This window comes from Sphingobacterium sp. UDSM-2020 (assembly GCF_016132525.1).
Lineage (GTDB): Bacteria > Bacteroidota > Bacteroidia > Sphingobacteriales > Sphingobacteriaceae > Sphingobacterium > Sphingobacterium anhuiense.
Window position 1 is genome coordinate 1442238 of sequence record NZ_CP066166.1, and the last position, 24576, is coordinate 1466813.

Genomic DNA, 24576 nt, shown 5'->3' on the forward strand with positions numbered 1-24576 from the left:
TCGTACGAATGGAAAAGTGGAAATTACTATCATCAGAATATATCTCGAAAGCACCTTGGGCTACCTTACGAAGGGATACCTGTGAGTTGCCTAACGGCAGTATTAATGATCATTACTATGTGCTAGAATATCCAAACTGGGTCAATATGGTCGGTATAACGGAAGACAATAAGTTGATCGTCATCAAACAATATAGACACGCTGCCGGCGAGGTTATTCTTGAAATACCGGCAGGAACGATGGAAGAAGGAGAAGATCCACAATTTACAGCGGAGCGAGAAATGCTTGAAGAGACAGGTTATTCTTTTACCAAGATTGAAAAAATTGCGGAACTCTATGCCAACCCTGCTACAAGTAAAAATATTACACATACTTACCTCATGCAGGGAGGAAAGAAGATCCAGGAGCAAGACCTAGATGAAAGTGAGCAAATAGATGTTTATTTGATTTCTATCGAGGAAGCAAAAGAATTGCTGTTGCAAAATAAATTTGGTCAGGCACTTCAAAGTTCAGCCTTATTTTATGCCTTTCACAAATTGAAAATATTTTAAGCATATTTAAATTAAAATTTCATACAGACCAGTAACAAAAGGGTTATTTTGATATCAAAATAACCCTTTTGTTATAAATTGATCAAATATCATCTTCCCTCCCATTCCTTTTCTGCAGGCTATCATTTTTTGTACCTTTGTACCATGGTAAGAGAAATATTTGAAACCAAAAGAAAAGCACTGAAAATAAATCTGAATCCGGAGATTTACGGCACCTTTGCTGAAATTGGAGCGGGTCAAGAAGTTGCACGTAACTTTTTCAATGCAGGGGCGGCATCTGGAACAATCGCCAAAACAATGTCGGCTTACGACATGACTTTTAGCGATGCCATCTACGGAGAAGAAGAGGATGGCAGATATGTAAGCCGCACGCGCTTAACGAAAATGCTAAAACACGAATTCGATTTATTAACCAAGCGCTTACATGGTGAAAAATACTGTAACAAAAAGTTCTTCGCTTTTGCCGATACCGTTACTACGCTAAACTTTACAAAAACAAATGAACCTCATGGTTGGATTGGTGTCAGATTTCAACACGAAGTCGACGGCCCTACCAACGATATCATTATACACGTAAGACTGCTAGATAGCGACAACCAGCTACAACAAAAAGTATTGGGTATCATTGGAGTCAACCTCCTTTTCGCAGCCTATTATTATACCGATAACGTGCAGACGATGATTGAGTCATTAGTCGACAATCTATCTGTAGGCTCTGTAGAAATTGATCTTGTAAAAGTAACTGGCCCGTTGTTTGAAAATGTCAATGAAAGATTGATCAATTTATACCTCATTGCTAAAGGTTTTGCAAAGGCCGCAATCTTTAAACCAGATGGCAAAGCCGCACAGATAAAAGATTACCTTTACAAAAAGAATATCATTCTTCTAAGAACAAAATATAGACAAAAATCTCTTCCTAACTTTGATCTATTCAATCTTGCTGTAGATCAATTTAAGAAAAACACAGGCGCAACATCAGAAAACACAGTAGTCCTGATAGAGGTATTAATGGGCAATGTACTTGAAGAGGATCATATCATTACGGATAAAGATCTGGAAGAATTTGCACACCGTGCCGAAGAGCTATGTTCAACGGGCAATAATATCATCGTCAGCAATTTCAGAAGAAATAATCATCTTGCTGAGTTTATCAATAATTTCAAACCAAAAAATATTGGTATTGCGACCAACGTTTCCAATTTAAGAAATATCTTTAATTCGGATAATTACAACAAGGAGCATTACACCAATGAACTTCTTTCCTATATTTCGGGAATGTTCAATAAGAATATCAAGCTATATGCATATCCATACTTATTGAAAAAAGAAAATAAGATTATCACCACAAAAAATATGGCCGTTTCTGAAGAAGCCAAACCATTATTTGATTTCTTAATTAAAAATGGCTACATCATAGACATTGAAAATTACGATATCAAATATGTTAAGACGGTATAGATGTCACAATAACAATAAAGAGCTCCAAAATTTGGAGCTCTTTATTGTTATAAGAACTTTTTATAGATCGAATACAATATCTTCAGATCATTTTCCTTCAGCGTAGCGACATTTGCATTCGTCTGGATGTAATGCTGTTTAAAAGCCTTAATAGCTGCATCCAAATTCTTTACATCGTAACCAATAATTCTCAAAGCCAGTTTTGGATTAAAATCAATTGGTGGAGTTTCCAGATATTCTTCGTACCAGTAACCGAAACCCTTATCTGCTAATACCTTCCAGGGAAATCGTGATGGATCATTTTTACGAGTTGGAGCTAAGTCCATATGACCAATGAAGTTTGCTTGAGGGATGTTATATTTCACTTTAAGATACGAAAGTAACTCGGTCAGCGCATTAATCTGTGCATCTGTCCAAGGATCTGTTGTTCCATTATTATCTAATTCAATTCCAATAGAAGAAGAATTTAGATCCGTATCATTACCCCATTTACCAATTCCTGCATGATGTGCACGATAATAATCATTGACCATCTGCACCACTTTACCGGTACGGCCAACAACATAATGAGCACTTACACCCGCTTTTTCAGAATGAAAGGTACGTATGGTCTGTCCCAGTGAATCCTGAGCAGTATGATGAATCACAACATAGTTTGGTTTGCGAATCCCAAAGTTTATCGATGAGATCCATTCTTTTTCAACCGATAGCGGTAATTTACCGATAGCTTGGTTGATAACAGGACTTGTAGCATATTCTTTGGCAAGTAACTTTGCTTTTTTCTTATAGACTTTCTCAGTTGCGGCATACTTACCTGTCGAACAGGAAGCAAATAGCGCTGTCATCACTAAAAAAGTTATTGTTGATTTTACTTTCATTATTAATATAATTACTTCAGAAGCACTTCATCTCATTTATGCATGATAAATACGTATTCCAACATCTTGCCTTTCCGTCCAGTAAATATTCCGTCAGCAAGCTATTCACAAAAATGATATCATCATTATTGATGCTGCACAAAAAAGACAATCCGCGTCGTTAGTTAAGTCATGTAAACTTGAACTTGGATTTTCATTAAAACACAAAACAAACTTAGATAAATTTGTTTTATTTACAATTATAATTGCATCATATATCAGACATCTTCTTTCTTTTACCTTTTTTGAGATTCATCATTTAGCTATGACGATCCTCTCTCTGCTGCCGCTACAAATGAATTATATTTAATCTTACTTCCTCAAAAAGTTAAGGTATTGAACTGTCCACCATCCATCATGAGCAAGATCCTAAAGATGACATGCTCAATATTACCTTTTACAAAAAAAAGCCTTCATCTGTATTAGATGAAGGCTTTTTTATTTTATTATATTTTTGATTAAGCTTCTGCGTACTCTTCAATAGAAGGACATGAACAAATTAATGTTCTATCTCCTTGTGAATCGTTTACACGGCCAACAGAAGGCCAGAACTTACGATCTTTTAAATAAGCTAAAGGATACGCAGCTGTTTGGCGAGAATAAGATCTAGTCCATTCGTCAGCAGTTACAACAGATGCAGTATGAGGCGCATTTTTCAATACGTTATCAGCCTGATCTACATCACCCGCTTCAACCGCAGCAACTTCTTGACGAATAGCGATCAAAGCATCACAGAAACGATCTAATTCAGCTTTAGACTCAGACTCAGTAGGCTCAACCATCAAAGTACCCGCTACAGGGAAAGAAACTGTTGGAGCATGGAAACTATAATCCATCAAACGTTTTGCGATATCAGCAACTTCAACACCCACATTTTTATATGCACGGCAATCTAAGATCATCTCGTGTGCACAACGTCCATTTACACCAGAATATAATACTGGGTAGTGGTTTTCCAAACGAGCTTTAATATAATTTGCATTTAAAATTGCAGTTTTTGTAGCGTTCGTTAATCCATCTCCACCCATCATTGCGATATAAGCATGCGAGATAATTAAGATAGAAGCAGAACCAAATGGCGCCGCAGATACTGCAGTGATACCCTCTTGACCAGAAACTTCAACCACTTCGTGATTAGGTAAGAAAGGTACTAAGTGTGCTGCAACACCGATTGGACCCATACCAGGACCACCACCACCGTGAGGGATACAGAACGTCTTATGTAAGTTCAGGTGACAAACGTCAGCACCGATACGACCAGGGCTTGTTAAACCAACCTGCGCATTCATATTCGCTCCATCCATATAAACCTGTCCACCATTTGCATGGATAATTTCACAGATTTCAATAATAGGTTCTTCAAATACCCCATGCGTAGATGGATAAGTCACCATAAATGAATTTAAATTCGCGGCATGCTCTGCTGCTTTTACTTTTAAATCCTCAACATCAATGTTACCACGATCATCACATTTAACAACCACAACTTTCAATCCAGCCATAGAAGCGGAAGCAGGGTTTGTACCGTGAGCGGAAGCAGGAATTAAACAGATGTTACGGTTATGGTCTCCACGACTTTCATGGTAAGCACGAATAACCATTAAACCGGCATACTCTCCTTGAGCACCAGAGTTTGGTTGGAAACTCATCTTAGCAAAACCTGTAATTTCAGATAACCAATCATTCAACTCACCGATCAACTGCATATAACCAGAAGTTTGATCTGCAGGAGCGAATGGATGTAAACCGCCGAAGTTAGCCCATGTAACTGGAGTCATTTCAGCAGTAGCATTCAATTTCATTGTACATGATCCCAATGGAATCATAGAATGACATAATGATAAATCTTTTGCTTCCAAAGATTTGATGTAACGTAACATCTCACTCTCTGAGTGGTAGCTATTGAAAACTGGGTGTGTTAAGTAATCAGAAGTACGAACCAAATCAGCAGGAAGAGCTGATGTTAAAGATGCCTCGATAGATTCGAAATCAACATCAGCCAAATTTTTAGCTTTTACTTTAGCAAATACTTTTACAATCGTTAAAATGTCTTCATAAGTCGTTGACTCATCAATAGAGATCCCTACAACAGAACCTACATAATTGAAGTTCATTTCGTTATTTAAAGCCTCAGATTTTAATCCAGCAACTTCACCACCTAATTCAAAACGAACAGTATCAAAGTAGTTTTTGTTCAATTGCGTATAACCCAACTGTTGAACAGCTTGGTCTAACAATTGAGCCAAATCGTGAATACGGCTAGCAATATTCTTGATTCCCTGAGGACCATGATATACGGCATAGAATGACGCCATAATTGCTAATAAAGCCTGTGCAGTACAGATATTAGATGATGCTTTATCACGACGGATATGCTGCTCACGAGTCTGTAATGCCATACGCAATGCGTAATTGCCATTAGAATCTGTCGTAACACCGATAATACGGCCTGGAATATTACGCTTAAAAGCGTCTTTAGTTGCGAAAAAAGCAGCGTGAGGACCACCGAAACCCATTGGTACACCGAAACGTTGCGAATTACCAACAACAACATCAGCACCCCATTCTCCCGGAGGAGTTAATAACGTTAAACTCATTAAGTCTGCAGCGGCACAAACAGTAATGTTTTTGGCATGCGCAGCAGCAGTAAAAGCTTTATAATCTATAATTGAACCATCTGCAGCAGGATATTGAACAAATGCAGCGAATACATCATCCGTTAAACTGTCTTCAGAAATAGCTTCAATACGAAGTTCAATTCCAAAAGATAATGCACGAGTTCTTAATACATCGATCGTTTGTGGATAAGCATTTTCAGAAACCAAGAAAACATTAGCCGCTTTGTTTTTACGAGCCGAGTAAAGCATAAACATACCTTCAGCGGCAGCAGTAGCTTCATCTAATAAAGACGCATTCGCGATCTCTAATCCTGTTAAATCACAAATAACCGTTTGAAAATTTAACAAAGCCTGAAGACGACCTTGTGCAATCTCTGCCTGATAAGGTGTATACTGTGTATACCATCCTGGATTCTCAAAGACGTTTCTTTGAATAACACCTGGTAAAATCACATCAAAATAACCTTGTCCGATATAAGACTTGAAAACTTTATTTTTTTCTGCAATTTGTTTTACCCTTTTCAAATAAGCGACTTCGCTTAAAGCAGCAGGCAATTGTAAAGCTTGTTTTGCACGAATCTGTGCAGGAACAGTTTGCTCAATAAGTTGGTCAAGCGAGTCAACGCCTAAAAATTCCAACATTTCTCTCGTTTCAACCGATCTTGGTCCGTTGTGACGATCTTCAAATTTTTCTTGAAAATGTATGTTACTCATGTGTGCAAAAAATTAGTGCCTTTCGCTAGATTCTTACCTTTTTTGGTTTTATTAAAAATAATAGCAAAACAGCTGCTTTTTGGATGTGCAAAGATACATTTTTTCAAGTCCTAAAAAAAGCAGATTATGTCTGTAAAAATAATTATTAGAATACCCATACAAAACAATCGTTTGCGATCTCATCTGCACACAAAATTTAAGCTCAATTTCATCATCTAGAACAAGATTCTATGTTACCCGACATAAATCCTGATAACAAGTGCTCGTTATGCACGATGTCAGTTCGCTTATCACCCATATCAAAATAAAATCATAAAAATGGGCCTTTTCTCATTTTGAAAAGACCCTCATATAAGTTGAAATATTAGAAAGAGTAACGTAAACCTAATTGAAATTGATATGGATTTCCAGAAGGGTTTACAACCCCTGTATTGTTAAGGTTATAATTAAACTGTTGCTTCGCCGCATCAAATGCAGGTAAAGCAGGATTTCCGTTCGCTGCTTTAACACCCAAAGAATACAACGCTTGATTCCCTAAAGATTCATTGATTCCCCAAGTTTTCTTAAATAAATTGGCAACGTTAAATAAATCCGCAGATACTTCCAAGGCATGAGATTTATATAGGTTAAACTTCTTTGCAATACGTAAATCAATTAGACCATAAAAACCATTAATTCCACCGTTTCGTTGAGCCATTGCTCCTTCATATTTTTTAATGTAATCCTTTAAACTCTGGCTCGCATTCGGGTTATTCAATAATGCCTGTAAACCATCAACCAGATTCGTCGGAGTCTTCGTGTTATTAGGATCAAAAATATACGCTAGATCATTATCACCTGCAACAAAATCGCCATTGATATTACCCCCCGCAAGCAAACTATAACGTGTTCCACCGATACCTGAATAACGTACGCCTACACTAACTCCATAAAAAGTAGGCAATGTTCCATAAATAACCACCTTATTACGGAATTGATTGTTCGAGTACGTCATATTGCTCAAATCTCTCGGATCATCTTTCACGGCCAAAGATAGTGTCGCAGTATTCGCCACATTACCATTGTAAGATGTGTTATCTTTTGCATCGTTCCATGTATAGCTTACCGAGATAGAACCATCCTTATAGTATTGGTAACTTGCGTCTAAAACCACTGCAAACTGATTCACCTTACCCTCCGAATTTAACTCCAGAACACGACCAAATTTATTAGATATACGTCCCTGCTTCCAGTCCGATTCTCCATTTACAATAGCCGATACCGGCACAAAAACTCCCCGGTTATCTTCATTCGCTAATCTAAAGAATGGATCCTTCACCATATTACGATCCACATACATATAATTATTACGGCCGAGGTTCATGTAGGCCGAAATTCCTGCTTTCAATTTTTCAGTAAAGAAATGCGTGTAAGAAGCATTTGCTTTATAAACTACGGGTATTTTAGCATCAGGTCCATAGGTATTAATAGTTGGGACTTGAAATTGTGCTAAAGTGGGAGTCGAAGAAGGATCTTTACGGTATTGTACAAAATCCGGGGTAGGTACATCATTTCCACGGACATCAACAGTAGCAAAGTGCTTACCGTCAAATGTTAGGTTATTGATCGTCATGTAATTGTTGATGTCCGATGCGAATATACCTGCTCCGATTCGGAAGAAATCCTTATGTCCTTCATTCACATCCCATGTCATCTGAAAACGCGGTTGTATCACAAGAGACTTTAGTTTATGATCTGTACGTACACCAACCTCTTTCAATAGTTCTTCATTTAAAGGTGATGTCGGATAGTGACCGTAATCAAAACGTAAACCTGCAACCAAATCTAAACCTGCCGCCAACTTGGATTGCATCTGTCCATACAATCCAGCATTGAAGATCTTGCCAACGACCATAGGATCCGAAACTAACGGCACCTCTCTATAAAAGTTATAAGCTTTCTTGTCTTGAAAATTTTGTAGTGCCGTTCTAGTATCACTGGCTCCAAAATGAAAACGGCCATTTACTTCACTTCCGTAAACAGAACTAGCATGCGTATACATCAGGTCAACACCGAATGTATAATTGATCTTATCCGTGTTATAATATAAATTATTGACTAACTGGAAGACATTATTTTTAAAAGATTCCTGTGCAAAACGATGTCCCCCTAACTGAACGGTTGTTTTGAGATCATTATTTCCAACTTTAGAAACAATATTCTCCACAATCGCTCTTGGAATATTCTGGCTAGGCAACTGATCTCCAGGACTACTGTTTTGATACGTATATAAGTGTTGTAATTTCAGTTCATTAGTAATATTTGACGAAACAGACGTTCTTAGCGTAGCCAGAAAACTATTATCAATATTCTTGTCATTACCATAAGACTCGTATAGCGTAATCGGTTTATTATCCTGTAGACCCAGTTTATTGATATCGCTGGTAAAGTTATTACGGATCGTTAACAAATTACTATTATTAATCTGCCAATCAATCCGACCAAATACCGCGTCTGAATTTCTTTTCTTGTCAAAAGAACCAAACTGACGGTCATTACTCAATCCATATTTTTCACGTCCGATATCAACAAATGCATTTAAATTATCTTGGGTGATTTTAAATCGCTCCTCATCAAGAGTCGAAGTAATATCTGCAATAATTAAAGGTCGTGCATCCTTTTGATGATCCCAAGCAACAAAATAATGTAATTTATCTTTTATGATAGGCCCACCTAATGTAAAGCCATACTGATAAGTCGAAAAATCATTGGTCCGTTTTTTACCGTCAATCGTGTAGGGGCTGGACAACCAGTCAGCTCGAGAATAAATCCAGGCGCTACCCTGTGTTTTATTGGTTCCCTGCTTCGTAACAGCACTAACTGTACCGCCGCCAGCTCTACCATAAGTCACATCATATTGGTTGGTCACCACCTTAAACTCACGAACTGCCTCTATAGAAATCGAAAATGGTGCGCCACTTCTGCTTGTTGTCGAACCTGCAGATGTCGGATTCTTTGCATTCATACCATCTATCGTAAAGTTTGTGGAGGAGCCCAGTTGACCACCAATATTATCACCTTTACTTAAGGGGGAAAGATCCATTAATGACGTGAAATTCCGCCCGTTAACCGGTAGCTTCGCGATATCTTTTGCCGTAACCGAGGTCGCTGCACCCAAATTTTCAATTTGATTTTTTAATGTGTTTGTGCCTTTAATCTCGACTGTCTCCAGAACATTTGAAGAATTTTGAATGGGAATATTAACTCGGATAAGATCTCCCTGATTTAAATTATATCCGGTCCGAACCTGTTCACCATATCCAACATAGGAAACTTTCAATATATAAGGACCGCCCAATGGCAGCTCTTTAAAATTATAATCGCCATTTGCATTGGTAGATGTTTTTGTGGTGAAGCCTGTCGATTCATTTCGAACCTCTACAGAAGCGCCTTGAACACCTTTAGCGTGCTCGTCTGTAATCTTTCCAGCAAAACCAGCCTGAGTTGTCTGCGCATACAAACCAGTACCAATGACAGTTAAACATGTTGTGAGTAGAAATTCTTTCATCTAGTATTTTGTTACATTGTTATGCAACAAATCTAACCACCCCCTGTTAACTAGAACTGAACTGTGTGTTATCAAATTATAAATGAAAAAAGTCAGCTTTGAGCTGACTTTTAATAGAGTATCGTAAACTTAAAATCCAATGGATTAAAATGCTTATAAAGTTCATCGAATAAGGTATCTCCATATTTAACATAGAGAAGACCAAAATTCTCAGACCGTTCCTGCAATCCACCACCGGGAAACAGACGTTCTTTGATATGGTCGATATTAGACAATGCATCTTTATGATTCCGCTTTTCGGCACGCATTAATTTCTTTTCCAGATTATTAATAGCTTTTTTTAACCGTGCTTTAATCGCTTCCGTACTTGGTGATAAACTAGAATCTATCTTGTGCGTACGAAGCTTTATTTTTCCGAATATGGCATTTAACTCCATCCATTCATCATTTAGATTTAAACGATGTTTCGTTTGCCGACGCACAAATTCCTTCTTTAGAATTTCACTATCCCGGAATATACTTTTAAAAGTAAGATCCTGTCTAAAAATCTTAGACACCACATTATCTTCAGTAATCATGGCAGAATTACGTGGTATTAAAATTGGAAAATCAATTCCATATTGATCAAAATTTGCTTTTAGCTGCATCCAATAAACCATTTCTGCCCCACCACCAATATAAGCTAAATTAGGTAAGATGATTTCCTGGTACATAGGACGCATAACCACATTCGGACTGAATCTTTCTGGGTATGTATCTATTTCCTTTTCAAGCTCCGCTTTTGTAAAGTAAATATCCTGATGTAAAACCTCATAACGGCCATCAGCATTTAAAACAATACGTTCGCGAAATTCATCTGTCAGATAGAAAAAATTGATTTCACGAGCATGCACCTGTGTGGCAAAACCGGCTTTTTCCAAAGACTCAGAAGTCTCTTCTATTGCTTTAAAGCTTTTTTCAGTTAAAATATCTTCTGTTATGATCGGTTTAAAAACGGTTTTTAACGCCTTGTCATCAGCATCAATAATAAGCAGGCCAAATTTCTTAAACAATTCATGTACAAGATATCGGGTAGCATCGGCTAAATTATCATGCTTGAGATAAGCATTCTCAACAATACAGGCAAGTTTACAAGAATGCTCAGAAAGCCCTAAAACACCGGTATACTGCTTCACCGCCTGAACAATAGAATCCGTATCCATTCTTCCTGTAGCTGAAACAGCGGGAGTATCCCAAACAATTTTTTTACCTGACAATTTCGTATGGTTTATTTCCGCAAAATCATGATCTTCCGTAGCCATCCAATAAACAGGAACAAATTCTTTCTCTGGAAACTTGACTTTAAGATCATCTGCTAAACGAATAGCTGTTATGATTTTAAAGATAAAATATAATGGACCAGTAAAAATATTGAGTTGATGTCCCGTTGTAATGGTATATGCGTTATCAGCAAGTAATTTATCAATGTTTGCTGCAACGTGAGGAGCGGATTCTAGTAAATCGCCATATTGTGCTTTTAATCGATCAACTAAAAGCGTACGCGAAAGAAAAGGTTTTTTTTCATTAATTTGCTTTTCAAAACCAGCGAAAGTTGGCCAATTCCCGATAAAGGGAACTAAAGCTTCATCCTGATTTAAATAAGCAATAAGTGTCTTAGAAAAGCTGTTGGTTTCGCTGTAGTCTATATAAGTTGCTTTCATTCGTGATTACATTAGCACTAAAAACAGAGTAATATACATAATTGCTATACAAAATAAGCAATTAATATTTTCTCTGCGCACAAATGTAGTGTTTACGAATAAAAGCAACGATTGGATCGCTATTATTTGACAATAGATCCATATAAATCAAAGTCTTCAGCGCGGTCCACTTTAACATTTACAAAATCACCGATTCGGGCATAGTTTGTTTTTGCATCAAGTATAACCTCATTATCAACTTCTGGAGAGTCATATTCTGTTCTGCCAATAAAGTAATCGCCGTCCACACGGTCAATTAATACTTTATAGGTATTTCCTATTTTATCTTGATTGATCTCAAAAGAAATTCCTTGTTGTACTTCCATGATCGCTTCTACACGCTCCTGTTTTACTTCTTCAGGGACATTATCTTCCAATGAATGCGCATGTGTTTTCTCTTCATGCGAATAAGTAAAACATCCTAAGCGGTCAAAACGTGTTTCCTCAACCCATTCCAACATCTCTTGAAAATCTTGCTCAGTTTCATCAGGATAACCACAGATTAACGTTGTACGCAAAGCAATATTAGGAACTTTATCACGGATCTTATTAACCAAATCAATCTGTTTTTGCTTACTTGTACCGCGACGCATTGAAGTCAACATACGATCAGAAATATGCTGCAATGGCATATCTAAGTAATTACAGATATTTGAACGTTCATTCATCGCATCAAGAATATCCATTGGGAATCCAGAAGGATAAGCATATTGCAAACGGATCCAATCGATACCATCAACATCAGATAAATGACGCATCAAGTCAGAAAGGTTACGCTTTCCATAAATATCTAATCCGTAATAGGTTAAATCTTGTGCGATCAATATCAATTCTTTCGTTCCATTAGAAGCTAAGAATTTGGCTTCTTTCACTAAATCATCAATTGATTTTGAAACATGCTTACCACGCATTAACGGAATCGCACAGAATGAACATGGACGGTTACAACCTTCAGCAATCTTAAAGTAAGAATAGTGCGAAGGTGTGGTCAGCATACGCTCACCCAAAAGTTCATGGCGATAATCTGCACCAATAGATTTTAATAAATCAGGTAAGTCATTTGTACCAAAATAACCGTCTACGTTTGTAATCTCAGATTGTAGCTCAGGTTTATAGCGCTCAGAAAGACAGCCTGTGACAATGACCTTATTGATCTTGCCCTCATCTTTCAACTCTGAAAACTGTAAGATCGTATCAATAGACTCCTGTTTGGCATTATCGATAAAACCACAGGTATTGATAACAACAATATCGTTCTCCTGAATATTAGTAGCCTCGTGTACAACTTCTATTTGATTACCTTTTAATTGTCCCATCAATACTTCACTATCGTGAATATTTTTAGAACAACCCAATGTAACCACATTCACACGGGGTTTTGACTTTGGCTCTACAGCCTTACTATATTTTGTTTTCATATAATGGATGTGGATTACTTGAACAGCGAATCCACAAACTCTTTTTTGTTGAATAACTGTAAATCGCCGATTTTCTCACCGACACCAATATATTTTACAGGTATTTTAAATTGATCAGATATACCGATAACTACCCCACCCTTTGCGGTACCATCCAGTTTAGTCAATGCTAAGGCATTGACATCAGTTGCTTGTGTAAATTGAGTACATTGTTCTATGGCATTTTGTCCTGTAGAGGCATCAAGAACCAATAGAATTTCATGTGGAGCACCAGGAATAACCTTTTGCATGACATTTTTTATTTTCCCCAACTCATTCATCAAGCCAACCTTGTTATGAAGACGACCTGCTGTATCAATAATACAGACATCATCACCGTTAGATAAGGCCGATTGGACTGCATCATAAGCAACAGAAGCAGGGTCAGATCCCATCGCCTGTGCAACAACACGAACACCTACACGTTCACCCCAAAGCTTGATTTGTTCTACGGCAGCAGCACGAAAAGTATCAGCAGCACCCAAAACAACTTTATTGCCAGCTGCTTTCAACTGATGTGCTAGTTTTCCAATTGTTGTTGTTTTTCCAACTCCGTTTACACCGACCACCATGATAACATATGGTTTGTGATTACCGTACTCAAAGTTTTCAAAATCAGAACTGTTGTTTTCCGCTAATAATTCCTGAATCTCTTCCTTCAATAACGTATTTAACTCTGAGGTTGAAACATATTTATCACGTGCAACACGCGACTGAATACGGTCAACAATTTTCAGCGTTGTTGTTACACCCACATCCGAGGTCACCAATATTTCTTCCAAATTATCTAAAACATCATCATCGATAGTTGATTTACCAACAACTGCTTTTGTAATTTTAGAAAAGAAACCCTCTTTAGTCTTTTCCAAACTTTTATCTAAAGCTTCTTGGGCTTCAGGAGTTTCTTGTTTCTTCTTGAAAAAATCGAATAATCCCATTGATATATGTTCCGCTTATGAATTCATTATTATTTATCTTCCGACCAGTATAAAATACCGATTGCCAAAGATAGATATTTGAAACCAACAAAAAAAGCCCTTTCGGTGTATACCAAAACGGCTATTTTTTTGAATTCTTTTTAAAGAAAAACTTTAAAAAAGGAAAATTACTAGTTATTTTTTGCAGCCTCTGCTAAAGTATCTTTTACTTTATCATTGTGAATCATCGCCTCTTTGAAAGTATAAGCTCCCGTTTTAGTCGATTTAGTAGTAATAATAACCTTTGTATATTCTTTACCGCCACCTTTTTGTAACGATGCAACAGATTTCTTTGCCATGGTATTAATATTTTAACTTAGTGCTTACACAGCAACTAAGATGTGAATTACTTAATTTCTTTGTGAACAGTAACTTTTCTCAATACTGGGTTGAATTTTTTCAATTCTAAACGCTCAGTTGTATTTTTCTTGTTCTTAGTAGTGATGTAACGAGACATTCCCGGAAGACCACTTTCTTTGTGTTCAGTACATTCTAAGATAACTTGTACTCTATTTCCTTTTTTAGCCATTGTTTTACTTTATTTTGAATCCTATAAAATGCTAGGATTGAAATTCATGAATGATATTTTATGCAACAGGCGAAAAATCAATTAAATTGATCCTTTTTTTATGAACTTACCGATAGCATTAGTGATACCGATTTTGTTGATAGTTTTAATCGCCGAAGTCGAAACTTTTAATGTAATCCAACGATCTTCTTCTGGAATGAAGAAACGTTTTGTTTGCAAATTTGGGTAAAATTTACGTTTTGTTTTAGCGTTAGAATTAGATACATTATATCCATTCATTGCTGTTTTGCCTGTTAAATCACAAATTCTTGACATGATATTATGTTATTTTGTTGTCTTAATTTAAATATATCTTTTCGCAAAGAGTGTGCAAATATCTATATTTATTTTGTTAAATGCAACAATTTTAAGGATTTATTTTTAAAAAAATAAATATCCAGGCCTTGGTAAAGGCAAAAATAATGTATTTAATTATATTATATTTGCTTAAACATAGAAAATAGTTTTCAACAATTCACACTTGTAAACATCATGAATAAATATTTACGCAGAGGACTATTAGAAATTATACTTGCTGTTATACTCATCCTGGTCAGTTATTATCTAATGAAATTACAAAATAATTGGTATAAACCTATTATGATTTTAGGGGTAATTTCTTTTGGAGTCGGGTTTCTTCGTATTATTTATCGCCTGATACGCAAGATTGATAGAAATGCATTGATAGAAATGCGAAAAGAGAAAAAAGATAAATAAATATGCTTCATAAAACTAGAGGTATTGTATTAAAAACCACCAATTATTCTGAAAGTAGCGTCGTATCTCAAATTTATACGGAACACTTTGGCTTGCAATCATACCTTGTGAATGGCGCCCGCAAACCCAAAGCTAAAATTAGATCGGGGTTCTTACAGGCCTTACATCCTTTAGATATGGTTGTAACCTTTAAAGATAACAATTCCCTGCATCGCATAAATGAAGCAAGGCAGGTACCTCCTTTAAAAAGTATACCTTACGATATTGTCAAAAGCTCATTAGCAATATTTCTCAATGAAGTGCTCTATAAAATCTTAAGGGAGCAATCTGGAGATCCATTTCTATTCGAATATTTGTATCAAGCGATACTATGGCTTGATAACTCTGAAACAAATCTTGCAAATTTTCATTTGGTATTTCTTATTAACTTAAGTCGTTTTCTGGGTTTTTACCCTGTTGAAGCTTCGAAAAACTATCCCTATTTCAATTTGGAATCTGCCACTTTCTCCAATCAGCTTCCCGAACATCCCTATGTATTACAGGAACCTCACACCACGCTTTTTAGAAAATTGATGGCAACAGAATTCAACTCCTCCGAAGATATCAAAATGAGTACTAAAGACCGTCAGATACTCTTAGAAAAAATAATCGACTACTACAGACTACATCTCACGAATTTCAGAGAAATAAAATCGCTCTATATCTTAGAAGAAATCTTTCATTAAAGGGCTGTTTGAACAATCATAAATGTGTATCTCTTAAAAAATACCACCACCAACAGCCAAACGAAACCCACCAAGTACAATTGCAATGACACATAAAATAATGCCAGTCTTTGGCTGGTTATTTGGTTGCACATTGACATCATTGTAAGCAATCAAACTAACGATCAAACCTACTACAGCAAAAGGAATATTAAGCCAGTTTAACCAACCTAAACAAGGGATAAATGCCACTAACATCCCGATTAAGGATAGAATACCCAATAGTAATCCTGCTATTCTCATAGTTTCTTATGGTTTATAATTTTTTCACTTATAAAGATAATAGAATTTACGATAATCAATGAAAACAAAATTATGCTTCCACGATTAAACTGATGAGCCAGTGAGAAATCACCTTCTTTAATTTTTAAAAATGCCCTTGTCATACCACATAGCATACATTCCGTCCCTTTTAGCTTTGATGGACAAATCGGCGCAGCTACAAGTAATAAAGAACTATCTAAAACAAACAGTACTACTAAAAAAAGAAGCATACAAATGGAAATTAGATTCCATACAATATAAAAAGGCTCCCGAAACTCATTAAATTTCATAATTAGAAGTGTATAAAAAAGCCCGATTTCGTTCTGAAATCGGGCTTTTCTACAATAAATATATCTTAAAATCTGATTAGATAACTTTTACATTTACCGCATTAAGACCTTTACGACCTTGTTCTACTTCGTAAGAAACGTTGTCATTTTCACGAATTTTGTCTACTAAACCAGAAACGTGAACGAAGATTTCGCTCTCGCCTGAATTTGGAATGATGAAACCGAAACCTTTGGTTTCATTAAAGAATTTTACTACTCCTTCTTGCATTGTTTTATTGTATTAAATTTCTTAAAGATATTTAAAAAAAATTAAAATCCTTTATCTTTTTAATTTTTTTTCCATTAAACTACTTGGCTCAAACTGCGTCTACATCAATAGAAACAAACAATGGTTCGATTTTTGAAAACAAGTATTAAAATAGAAAAAGTATGAAAAATTTATTGTTAGGAATAATGCTATTTGCATCTGTACACACTTTACAAGCACAACAAATGACAAATAAAGATATGGTAACAACCATCGGAAGAGCGGAAGAAGAAGTAACACCCGATATTATTTATATAAACGTTACTTTAAAGGAATTTTATCAAGACGGAAACACAAAGAAAAAGGTTTCAATCGAAACTCTTGAAAAGCAATTATTTCAAGCAGCAACAAATGTAGGGGTTGAAAAAAAGGATTTTACAATTCAAAATATCTACAGTACGAACTATGCTACAAAGAAGAAAAAAGAAACTGAAATCTTACTTTCTCGTCAATACCGTATTAAAGTAACGCAATTGAATAAATTAAATGATTTGTTCGATGGTGTTGATGCTGCCGGAATACAGAATACAGCAATCAGCGAACTTGATTATTCAAAAAAGAAAGAACTTGAAAAAACATTAAAAGTTAAAGCGGTTAAAGATGCGATGGAAAATGCGAAAATTTTAGCTGAAGCTGCTGGTCAAAAAGTTGGAAAAGCAATTCTATTGTCTGAAAGTCCACAAATGATTTATTTCAATTCACCACGTGCCATGGCTTCATTCAAATCAAGTAACATGGAAGCTGCAGATGTAGCTGATGATCTGGACTTGGATATTAAACCGATCAAAATTACAAGTGAGGTAAATGCATCCTTTGAAATATTATAATGAAAAGAGATTTATCTTTAGCTGACAAAGAAAAAAGAAGAGATCATGATTTCGGTTGGGTTGAAAGACTCTCCTGGCTGATGGATAATAATTTCCAGATAGCTGGATTCCGCTTTGGTCTTGATCCACTTCTTAATTTTGTTCCTTTTGCAGGAACAATTGCCAGCTTTGGAACGTCATTCGTTTTGGTAATGGTCATGTGGAGAAATGGAGCGAGCTCTAAATTAGTCGTCAAAATGCTGATTAATATTTCAATTGATGCAATTTTAGGAGCAATTCCACTTTTTGGAAATGTATTTGATTTCTTTAACAAGGCAAATACCAAGAATATCAAATTGATGAAAGAGCATTACTACGAAAACAAACATCAAGGTTCTGCGATTTGGTTACTACTGGGTATTCTATCGATCATTGTCCTCTTTTTTGTCGGCACCATCTATCTTTTATGGATTGCCGGAGAATGGGTTTGGCAATTACTTTTTTAACCGAATGTATATAAAATCATAAAATAGCGTTTATATGGATGTATAAACGCTATTTTTGTATACACAATTTCTTAAAAATGAATAAAAAAAGAATTTTTGCTTTAGTAATCATTTTCATTGTTATTGCAGCAATATGGACAAATCCGAAAAAGGAACAACATGAACTTGTTGTGAAAGAAAAAGCCGAATATTTATTAAAAAATCAATTAGGTAAAAAAGAACAGAGCTTATTTGATATCGGCATGCAGTTATTCGGAAATAATGCAGTCGAAGATTTTGTTTCGAAGAACGTTCTCGTTGAAAACTTCTATCTTTTTTCATTAACAAAAATTAAATGGCAAGGTAAGGAGAACCCAATAGGTGTCGGTGCTTTCGGAAAAATATGGTTAAGCCCTAAGATTGACGAAAAAGCGACCGAAATAATCGATGCTATAAAGAACAATTAATCCAACATGTTAGAAATATTATATCAAGACGAAGATATCATTGCGATTAATAAACCACATGGTTTACTTGTACACCGTTCATCTATCGCGCGCGATGCTTCCGAATTTGCCCTTCAGCTCTTGCGTGATCAAATTAATCAAACGGTATACCCTGCACATCGCCTTGATCGAAAAACAGCTGGAATCCTCTTATTCTCTTTAAATAAGGATATGGATAAGGAATTGCAGCAGTTATTTCAGAACCAACAGGTCGATAAAAAATATCTAGCGATATTACGTGGCCATGCGCCCGAGGAGATGCACATTGACTATCCCCTGAAAAAAGATAACGGGGTAATACAGGAAGCACAAACCGATTTCAAAACAATCGCTCATACAGAACTTCCTTTTCCATCAGGAAAATTTCCAACATCCCGCTATAGCTTAGTTGAAGCAAATCCTACAACAGGAAGGATGCATCAGTTAAGAAAGCACTTCGCACACATCTTCCACCCGATTATAGGTGATCGTCCTCATGGTTGTAATAAACAAAACAAGTTTTGGAAAGAGCATTTTGAAATGGACACCATGATGTTGCATGCCTCGGAAATAACATTTAAGCATCCCAAAACACAAAATAATATCATCATCAACGCAGGACTACAACCGGAATTTAAACGTGTCCTCGAGATCTTAAACATGGAGAACTCAATATGAAGAACATCATACTGGATTTTTTCCTAACCATCACCGGTATCAGTGCCGCATCAGGGTTAGTACATCAAAATAATCACCTTTTTCTAATCGCTGATAATAGTCAATACTTGTACGACTTTGGACTAAATGATCGACTTCTAACAAGAATTCAACTTGACAAAAACACATCAGATCTAGAGAATATAGCGAAAGCTAGAAAACCAGATTTTGAATCCATAACTTTAGATCAGGATAAATATTATATTTATGGTTCAGGATCAACGCCAAACCGTAACCTTCGCATTACATACCAAAAAGAGGTTCTAACCGAAGATTTTTCCAAAATATATCATCGCTTACAGCAGAAATTTCTAGTCGATCAGGACAATTTTAATATTGAAGGTGTTATTCATACGGAAGATGAGATTTGGTTATTCAATAGAGGTAATGGTCAAAAAGCTCAAAACGGAATCTTCAAAATCAACAAGTTCAACACTGAAAAATCCAGTTTTGATGCGATCAAATTACCGCTCATAGATCAAGTACAAGCAGGTTTTACCGATGCCATTCTGGTGGGTGACTTCGTTTATTTCATTGCTGCGGCCGAAGCATCAAACTCAACTTATTTAGATGGGGAAATTGCGGGCACAATACTTGGAAAATTTAATCGTAAAAATTCTCAAAGTATTGAAACTATCCGTATTCCGGGAAAGCACAAATTTGAAGGCATTACCTTAAAAGAGCAATCAGGAGATCAGATCACTTTTTTTCTTTGCGAAGATAAAGATGATGATAAAATGGAAACCACGATTTATTCTTTGACAATCGATCAGTAAATCGATTGCATAAATGCTAATCTTTAGGCTAAAATCCATGTTTATTTTGTAAATTTGTAAATAAATAAAACTTATCGTATTATGATCAAAAATACTGCCCTTACGGATACGCATATCGCTTTAGGAGCGAAAATGGTACCTTTTGCAGGTTTCAATATGCCTGTTCAATATTCGGGCATCAATGATGAACACGAAACTGTTCGTACAGGTGTAGGTGTGTTTGACGTTAGTCACATGGGCGAATTCATTCTAAAAGGAGAAAAAGCGCTAGACCTTATTCAGATGGTGTCTTCAAATGACGCATCTAAATTATATGATGGTAAAATACAGTATGGTTATCTTCCAAATGAAACTGGAGGGATAGTAGATGACTTTTTAACTTACCGCATCGACGAAAACACATATTTCTTAGTTGTCAATGCTTCTAATATAGAGAAGGATTGGAATTGGATTTCCAAATACAATAGTTTTGGCGTTGATATGAAAAATATTTCAGACGAAACTTCACTATTTGCGGTACAAGGGCCTAAAGCAGCTGATGCTTTACAATCTTTGACAGATATTGAACTAGCATCTATGGAATACTACTCTTTTGCTAAAGGTACCTTTGCTGGAGTAGAAAATGTGCTGGTATCAGCTACAGGTTATACTGGTGCTGGTGGTTTTGAAATCTATGTTGCTAACGAAGATGCTCAAAAAGTTTGGGATGCTATATTTGAAGCTGGAGCAGCTTACGGTATTAAACCAATCGGTTTAGGCGCGCGTGATACGCTTCGTTTAGAAATGGGCTTCTGTTTATATGGCAATGATATTGATGATACAACTTCTCCTTTAGAAGGCGGTTTAGGATGGGTAACAAAATTCACGAAGGAATTTGTTAACTCGGCGAATCTAAAAGCTGAAAAAGAAGCTGGTATCAAGAAAAAACTAGTAGGATTTGAAATGATTGACCGTGGTATTGCACGTCATGATTACGAAATCGTAGATGCTGAAGGAAACAAAATTGGTCGTGTAACTTCAGGAACACAATCTCCAACATTGAAAAAATCAATCGGTTTAGGCTATGTAGATAATGCTTTCGCTAAAGAAGGCACTGAAATCTTCATCAGTATCCGTAACCAAAGTATAAAAGCAAAAGTGGTAAAACCACCATTTGTTAAGTAAAAATAAAAAGGGGGCAATTGAAAAATTAGCCCCCTTTTTATTGCTTGTTCTTTTCTAATCTTCTTCGCTCTTCCTCTTTCTTTAAATCAATCCTAACTTTCTTAATTAGTACACGTTTAAAGAAAATAAAGACGACCAATAGCGCGATCGAAATACCACAGACTAAAATGTTTCCTGCTTCATAAGACTTATAGCCATAATAAACTGCACCTACTATCAGTAAGTTGATTAGAATATTTAAAATAAAATTTTTTGTCATAAGATTACTTTTTACCAATTACCTTCTCCCTAAATTTGAAGAAATAAAATAGACCCGCTACTATATTGAAAAATATAATAAATAAAGCCAAGAGCATCCGCTCTGTATTTGAAATTCGACCAGAAAAAATGATTTCTCTCAGTACCAATACGACCCAGATTAAAGAGAGTAACAAAGATATACTAAAGAGAATAGGAAAAATTTCAAAATAAAAGAATTTTGATATTATTGAAATGCAATAAAAAGCAAGACTAAACAAAAAAGCTTGTTTAGTCTGATGCTCTAAGTTTTTCATTAAATACGATTGTTTATTGTAAACCTATTCGGTTATTGATTATCGATATGAAAAGTATAACCTTGATGGATGTATATTAATAAACATCAATCTCAGGATCGATCTCCTCTTTCCAAGCAAGGATTCCGCCTTTTAAATTTGCTAAATTATCAAAACCTTGTTGCTCTAACATCATTACTGCTTGCGCAGAACGTTTTCCTGAACGGCATTGTACCACGACAGGTTTATCTTTAGCGATTTTATCTACTTCAATTAAGATTCCAGATAAAGGAATATTTAATCCTCCTAAATTAGAAACCTCATATTCAAATGATTCACGAACATCAATTAATTGAAAATCTTCGCCATTATCAATTTTTGATTTAAGCTCTTCTACTGTTACTTCTTTCATGATGATTACTATTTATATCAAATATACTACTTAATTACGAAAATAAACCGTTAAAGCGTGAGGTCTTTTTGCATAACATAATCATCCAAAATATAACCATAATAAGGGATGTCAACTACTTCCGTTACAACAAAACTCTGCTTTAAATAAAAATGATAAGCCGGATTACCCCGATTTACATTTAGCTCTAAAAGCTTTAGATCTCTTGATTTAGCCAGATCAGCTACAAAATTTAAGAACATCGTTCCATAACCTTTTCCCTTATCTTCAGCTAACAGATAAAGTTTTTCTATTCTCAAAATCGATTGTTCCTTATTTTGAACAGCAACAAATCCTTTGGGTACAGCATCTTCATACAGTAAATAAAAATCTTGACCACTGTCCATTAAAGCCTGAATAGCATCAACAGTGTAATTTTTATTCAACATAAAATCAATTTGTTCTTGCGTTAGAATAGCAGGATAAGTTTCATTATAACTTTGCTGTCCAATTTTACTAATAAATGCCGCTTCATCTTTTCCTGCGGATTTAATAATTACTGCGCTCATAGTTTTTCTGTCAATAAACAATATTTTGGTGATGAAAATTCTAACCTAAAAAAACCATCTTCAATTGTTCTAAAATGATTTTCTCCGATCGCTTGCAAACCACTTGTCTCCAAGTCATTCAGTACAGACCCTATAAAAAGCTCATCCCCAGCAGGCATCCATTTCTCAAATCCCGATTGAACAAAGATAGTTCTCGTTTCGTGATGCAACCATACAATATCAATCATTGGTGCAAAATATTCCAATACTGTCTGATCAAATCCAGATCCTAATATATTTACAGCTTTGTACCCCTCCTCAATAAGATAACTCAAAGCACTGGCTATAAAATTTTTTTCATAAATAACAGCCTTTACATGCTCCTGCGGGAAATCCATGAGCCCCGGAGTGAAGATGATATCGACCTTATAGGCCTGAGAAGTAACAGCTTCATAAGAGTTGACATCCGTAACGATCGTTGGAGACCACTCTAAAAGCTGTCCAACCAACTCTTTGTCAATACTATAAATATCCGTTATCAGTAGTGCCGGCTCTTGCCTTTCTCGAACAATATGATGTGACGACATAGACTTTACTGACCTAAACGTCTTAATGTCATATAAGCCATAAGACCAATGCTCAATTTTAATGCATCCTCATCAATATCAAAAGATGACGTATGAACAGCAGACTGTATACCCTTCGACTTATTTCCTGTCCCTAAACGGTAGAAGCAGGCATTTACTTCCTGCGAGTAATAGGAAAAATCTTCTGCCGCAGGCCAAAGATCTAAATCTAAAACATTTTCTTTACCGAGATATTCTTCAGCATAACCTCTTGCTGCTTTTGTCAGTTCAGGATTGTTAATTAAGAACGGGTATCCTTTACGTACATCAAAATCACAAACTGCACCCATACTCTCTGCAATACCTGTTGCCATTTTAACCATCTTTTCATGAGCCTCAGCACGCCAATCTTCATCAAACGTACGAAAGGTTCCTTCAAGATAAACTTCGTCAGGAACGATGTTTGTAGCTCCATTTGCAATGATCTTTCCGAAAGAAAGAACTGTAGGGGTTCTTGGGTCGGCAAATCGGCTCGCAATCTGTTGCAGTGCCGTTATGATATGCGCTGTGATAACAATTGGATCAATATTTTGATGCGGATGGGCACCGTGCCCTCCTTTACCTTTTACTGTCACAAAAAGTTCATCACAAGAAGCCATATACTTCCCCTCTCTAAAGCCAACTTTACCTGCCTCAATAAAAGGCATAACATGTTGACCTATAATAGCTGAAGGAATAGGATTTTCTAAAACTCCTTCTTTAATCATGAGGGATGCTCCACCCGGAAGACGTTCTTCTCCTGGTTGGAAAATCAATTTTACAACTCCTCCAAATTCCGATTTCAATGCGTGCAATATTTTGGCCACACCTAACAAAGATGAGGTATGCACATCATGTCCACAGGCATGCATGACACCTGGATTTTGAGAACCGTAAGTCCTGCCTTCCACTTCTTGGATAGGCAAAGCGTCCATATCAGCGCGTAAAGCAATCACTTCATCAGACACGATGTCACCCGTTAAATAGGCAACTACACCCGTATCAGCCATTTCTTCAAAGGGAATTCCAATAGCATTCAAAACAGACTTGACATATGCCGAAGTATTATACTCTTCAAAAGAAAGTTCAGGGTGCTGATGAAGATGTCTCCTCATTTGAACTGTTTCTTGAAAAAACTGTTGGGCTAAGGCATTAACTTTATCTTTAATACTTGCCAT

Annotated in this window: 26 protein-coding genes; 9 read left to right on the forward strand and 17 right to left on the reverse strand. The window is 36.1% G+C overall.

Annotated elements, in window-relative coordinates; translation table 11 throughout:
• Nucleotides 1-8: 8 nt before the first annotated feature.
• Together JAZ75_RS06240 and JAZ75_RS06245 are read left to right on the forward strand one after the other, a co-directional pair.
• Nucleotides 9-551, forward strand: a complete 543-nt coding sequence (locus JAZ75_RS06240) for an NUDIX hydrolase (RefSeq protein WP_021189368.1) — start codon at nt 9-11, stop codon at nt 549-551.
• Nucleotides 552-695: 144 nt separating this feature from the next.
• Nucleotides 696-2009 (forward strand): hypothetical protein, encoded by a 1314-nt coding sequence (locus tag JAZ75_RS06245; RefSeq protein WP_021189151.1) that lies wholly within the window; start codon nt 696-698, stop codon nt 2007-2009.
• A 47-nt stretch (nt 2010-2056) separates the two neighbouring features.
• Here JAZ75_RS06245 and JAZ75_RS06250 read toward each other — a convergent pair whose 3' ends face one another.
• From JAZ75_RS06250 to rpmB, 9 genes are all read right to left on the reverse strand, one after another.
• Nucleotides 2057-2887 carry an N-acetylmuramoyl-L-alanine amidase gene (locus JAZ75_RS06250; RefSeq protein ID WP_208700686.1) on the reverse strand — a complete coding sequence of 277 codons (831 nt, stop codon included), beginning with the start codon at nt 2885-2887 and terminating at the stop codon, nt 2057-2059.
• A 497-nt stretch (nt 2888-3384) separates the two neighbouring features.
• Nucleotides 3385-6258 (reverse strand): aminomethyl-transferring glycine dehydrogenase, encoded by a 2874-nt coding sequence (gcvP, locus tag JAZ75_RS06255; protein ID WP_183918335.1) that lies wholly within the window; start codon nt 6256-6258, stop codon nt 3385-3387.
• Between the two features lie 364 nt (nt 6259-6622).
• Nucleotides 6623-9805, reverse strand: a complete 3183-nt coding sequence (locus tag JAZ75_RS06260) for a TonB-dependent receptor (RefSeq protein WP_208700688.1) — start codon at nt 9803-9805, stop codon at nt 6623-6625.
• Nucleotides 9806-9915: 110 nt separating this feature from the next.
• Nucleotides 9916-11505 carry a bacillithiol biosynthesis cysteine-adding enzyme BshC gene (gene bshC / locus JAZ75_RS06265; protein WP_208700690.1) on the reverse strand — a complete coding sequence of 530 codons (1590 nt, stop codon included), beginning with the start codon at nt 11503-11505 and terminating at the stop codon, nt 9916-9918.
• Between the two features lie 122 nt (nt 11506-11627).
• Nucleotides 11628-12962 (reverse strand): 30S ribosomal protein S12 methylthiotransferase RimO, encoded by a 1335-nt coding sequence (gene rimO, locus JAZ75_RS06270; protein ID WP_021189157.1) that lies wholly within the window; start codon nt 12960-12962, stop codon nt 11628-11630.
• A gap of 14 nt (nt 12963-12976) precedes the next feature.
• Nucleotides 12977-13939, reverse strand: a complete 963-nt coding sequence (ftsY, locus tag JAZ75_RS06275; RefSeq protein ID WP_208700692.1) for a signal recognition particle-docking protein FtsY — start codon at nt 13937-13939, stop codon at nt 12977-12979.
• 170 nt (nt 13940-14109) lie between these two features.
• Nucleotides 14110-14277, reverse strand: coding sequence for a DUF4295 domain-containing protein (locus JAZ75_RS06280; protein ID WP_021189159.1), 168 nt, complete (start codon nt 14275-14277; stop codon nt 14110-14112).
• Between the two features lie 47 nt (nt 14278-14324).
• On the reverse strand, nt 14325-14507 hold the full coding sequence (gene rpmG / locus JAZ75_RS06285) for a 50S ribosomal protein L33 (RefSeq protein WP_002998409.1): 183 nt from the start codon (nt 14505-14507) through the stop codon (nt 14325-14327).
• 81 nt (nt 14508-14588) lie between these two features.
• On the reverse strand, nt 14589-14822 hold the full coding sequence (rpmB, locus tag JAZ75_RS06290) for a 50S ribosomal protein L28 (protein ID WP_021189160.1): 234 nt from the start codon (nt 14820-14822) through the stop codon (nt 14589-14591).
• Nucleotides 14823-15265: 443 nt separating this feature from the next.
• On the opposite strand from rpmB, the gene recO reads away from it, so the two are divergent.
• Complete coding sequence (gene recO, locus JAZ75_RS06295; RefSeq protein ID WP_021189162.1) at nt 15266-15988, forward strand: DNA repair protein RecO; 723 nt, start codon at nt 15266-15268, stop codon at nt 15986-15988.
• 33 nt (nt 15989-16021) lie between these two features.
• Here recO and JAZ75_RS06300 read toward each other — a convergent pair whose 3' ends face one another.
• The 3 genes from JAZ75_RS06300 to JAZ75_RS06310 all read right to left on the reverse strand — a co-directional run bounded on the left by JAZ75_RS06300 (nt 16022) and on the right by JAZ75_RS06310 (nt 16849).
• Entirely contained in the window at nt 16022-16270 is a 249-nt protein-coding gene (locus tag JAZ75_RS06300) for a hypothetical protein (protein WP_132771720.1), read from the reverse strand.
• Complete coding sequence (locus JAZ75_RS06305) at nt 16267-16581, reverse strand: DUF2752 domain-containing protein (protein ID WP_132771721.1); 315 nt, start codon at nt 16579-16581, stop codon at nt 16267-16269. Before JAZ75_RS06305 ends, JAZ75_RS06300 begins: the two co-directional genes overlap by 4 nt.
• A 76-nt stretch (nt 16582-16657) precedes the next feature.
• Nucleotides 16658-16849 carry a cold-shock protein gene (locus JAZ75_RS06310; protein WP_038695072.1) on the reverse strand — a complete coding sequence of 64 codons (192 nt, stop codon included), beginning with the start codon at nt 16847-16849 and terminating at the stop codon, nt 16658-16660.
• A 161-nt stretch (nt 16850-17010) separates the two neighbouring features.
• Between JAZ75_RS06310 and JAZ75_RS06315 the strand changes: the two genes are divergently transcribed.
• From JAZ75_RS06315 to gcvT, 6 genes are all read left to right on the forward strand, one after another.
• Nucleotides 17011-17715: an SIMPL domain-containing protein gene (locus JAZ75_RS06315; protein WP_021189166.1), complete on the forward strand. Its 705-nt coding sequence runs from the start codon at nt 17011-17013 to the stop codon at nt 17713-17715.
• Nucleotides 17715-18200 (forward strand): DUF4112 domain-containing protein, encoded by a 486-nt coding sequence (locus JAZ75_RS06320; protein WP_021189167.1) that lies wholly within the window; start codon nt 17715-17717, stop codon nt 18198-18200. The genes JAZ75_RS06315 and JAZ75_RS06320 overlap by 1 nt, the downstream gene beginning before the upstream one ends.
• A gap of 77 nt (nt 18201-18277) precedes the next feature.
• Nucleotides 18278-18646: a DUF4359 domain-containing protein gene (locus JAZ75_RS06325; protein WP_021189168.1), complete on the forward strand. Its 369-nt coding sequence runs from the start codon at nt 18278-18280 to the stop codon at nt 18644-18646.
• Between the two features lie 6 nt (nt 18647-18652).
• Nucleotides 18653-19342 (forward strand): pseudouridine synthase, encoded by a 690-nt coding sequence (locus JAZ75_RS06330; protein WP_132844920.1) that lies wholly within the window; start codon nt 18653-18655, stop codon nt 19340-19342.
• Nucleotides 19339-20157, forward strand: coding sequence for a DUF6929 family protein (locus tag JAZ75_RS06335; RefSeq protein ID WP_208700694.1), 819 nt, complete (start codon nt 19339-19341; stop codon nt 20155-20157). Before JAZ75_RS06330 ends, JAZ75_RS06335 begins: the two co-directional genes overlap by 4 nt.
• A gap of 84 nt (nt 20158-20241) precedes the next feature.
• Nucleotides 20242-21321: a glycine cleavage system aminomethyltransferase GcvT gene (gene gcvT / locus JAZ75_RS06340; RefSeq protein ID WP_183918386.1), complete on the forward strand. Its 1080-nt coding sequence runs from the start codon at nt 20242-20244 to the stop codon at nt 21319-21321.
• Between the two features lie 37 nt (nt 21322-21358).
• Here the strand turns inward: gcvT and JAZ75_RS06345 are convergent, their stop codons facing one another.
• The 5 genes from JAZ75_RS06345 to JAZ75_RS06365 all read right to left on the reverse strand — a co-directional run bounded on the left by JAZ75_RS06345 (nt 21359) and on the right by JAZ75_RS06365 (nt 24576).
• A complete protein-coding gene (locus tag JAZ75_RS06345; protein WP_132771725.1) occupies nt 21359-21580 on the reverse strand; it encodes a DUF6358 family protein in 222 nt (73 codons plus the stop codon).
• Nucleotides 21581-21951: 371 nt separating this feature from the next.
• Nucleotides 21952-22266 (reverse strand): rhodanese-like domain-containing protein, encoded by a 315-nt coding sequence (locus JAZ75_RS06350; protein ID WP_021189171.1) that lies wholly within the window; start codon nt 22264-22266, stop codon nt 21952-21954.
• Nucleotides 22267-22316: 50 nt separating this feature from the next.
• A complete protein-coding gene (locus JAZ75_RS06355; RefSeq protein ID WP_208700696.1) occupies nt 22317-22814 on the reverse strand; it encodes a GNAT family N-acetyltransferase in 498 nt (165 codons plus the stop codon).
• Nucleotides 22811-23380, reverse strand: coding sequence for a thiamine diphosphokinase (locus JAZ75_RS06360; RefSeq protein WP_208700699.1), 570 nt, complete (start codon nt 23378-23380; stop codon nt 22811-22813). The genes JAZ75_RS06355 and JAZ75_RS06360 overlap by 4 nt, the downstream gene beginning before the upstream one ends.
• Before the next feature lie 5 nt (nt 23381-23385).
• A complete protein-coding gene (locus JAZ75_RS06365) occupies nt 23386-24576 on the reverse strand; it encodes a M20 family metallopeptidase (RefSeq protein WP_208700701.1) in 1191 nt (396 codons plus the stop codon).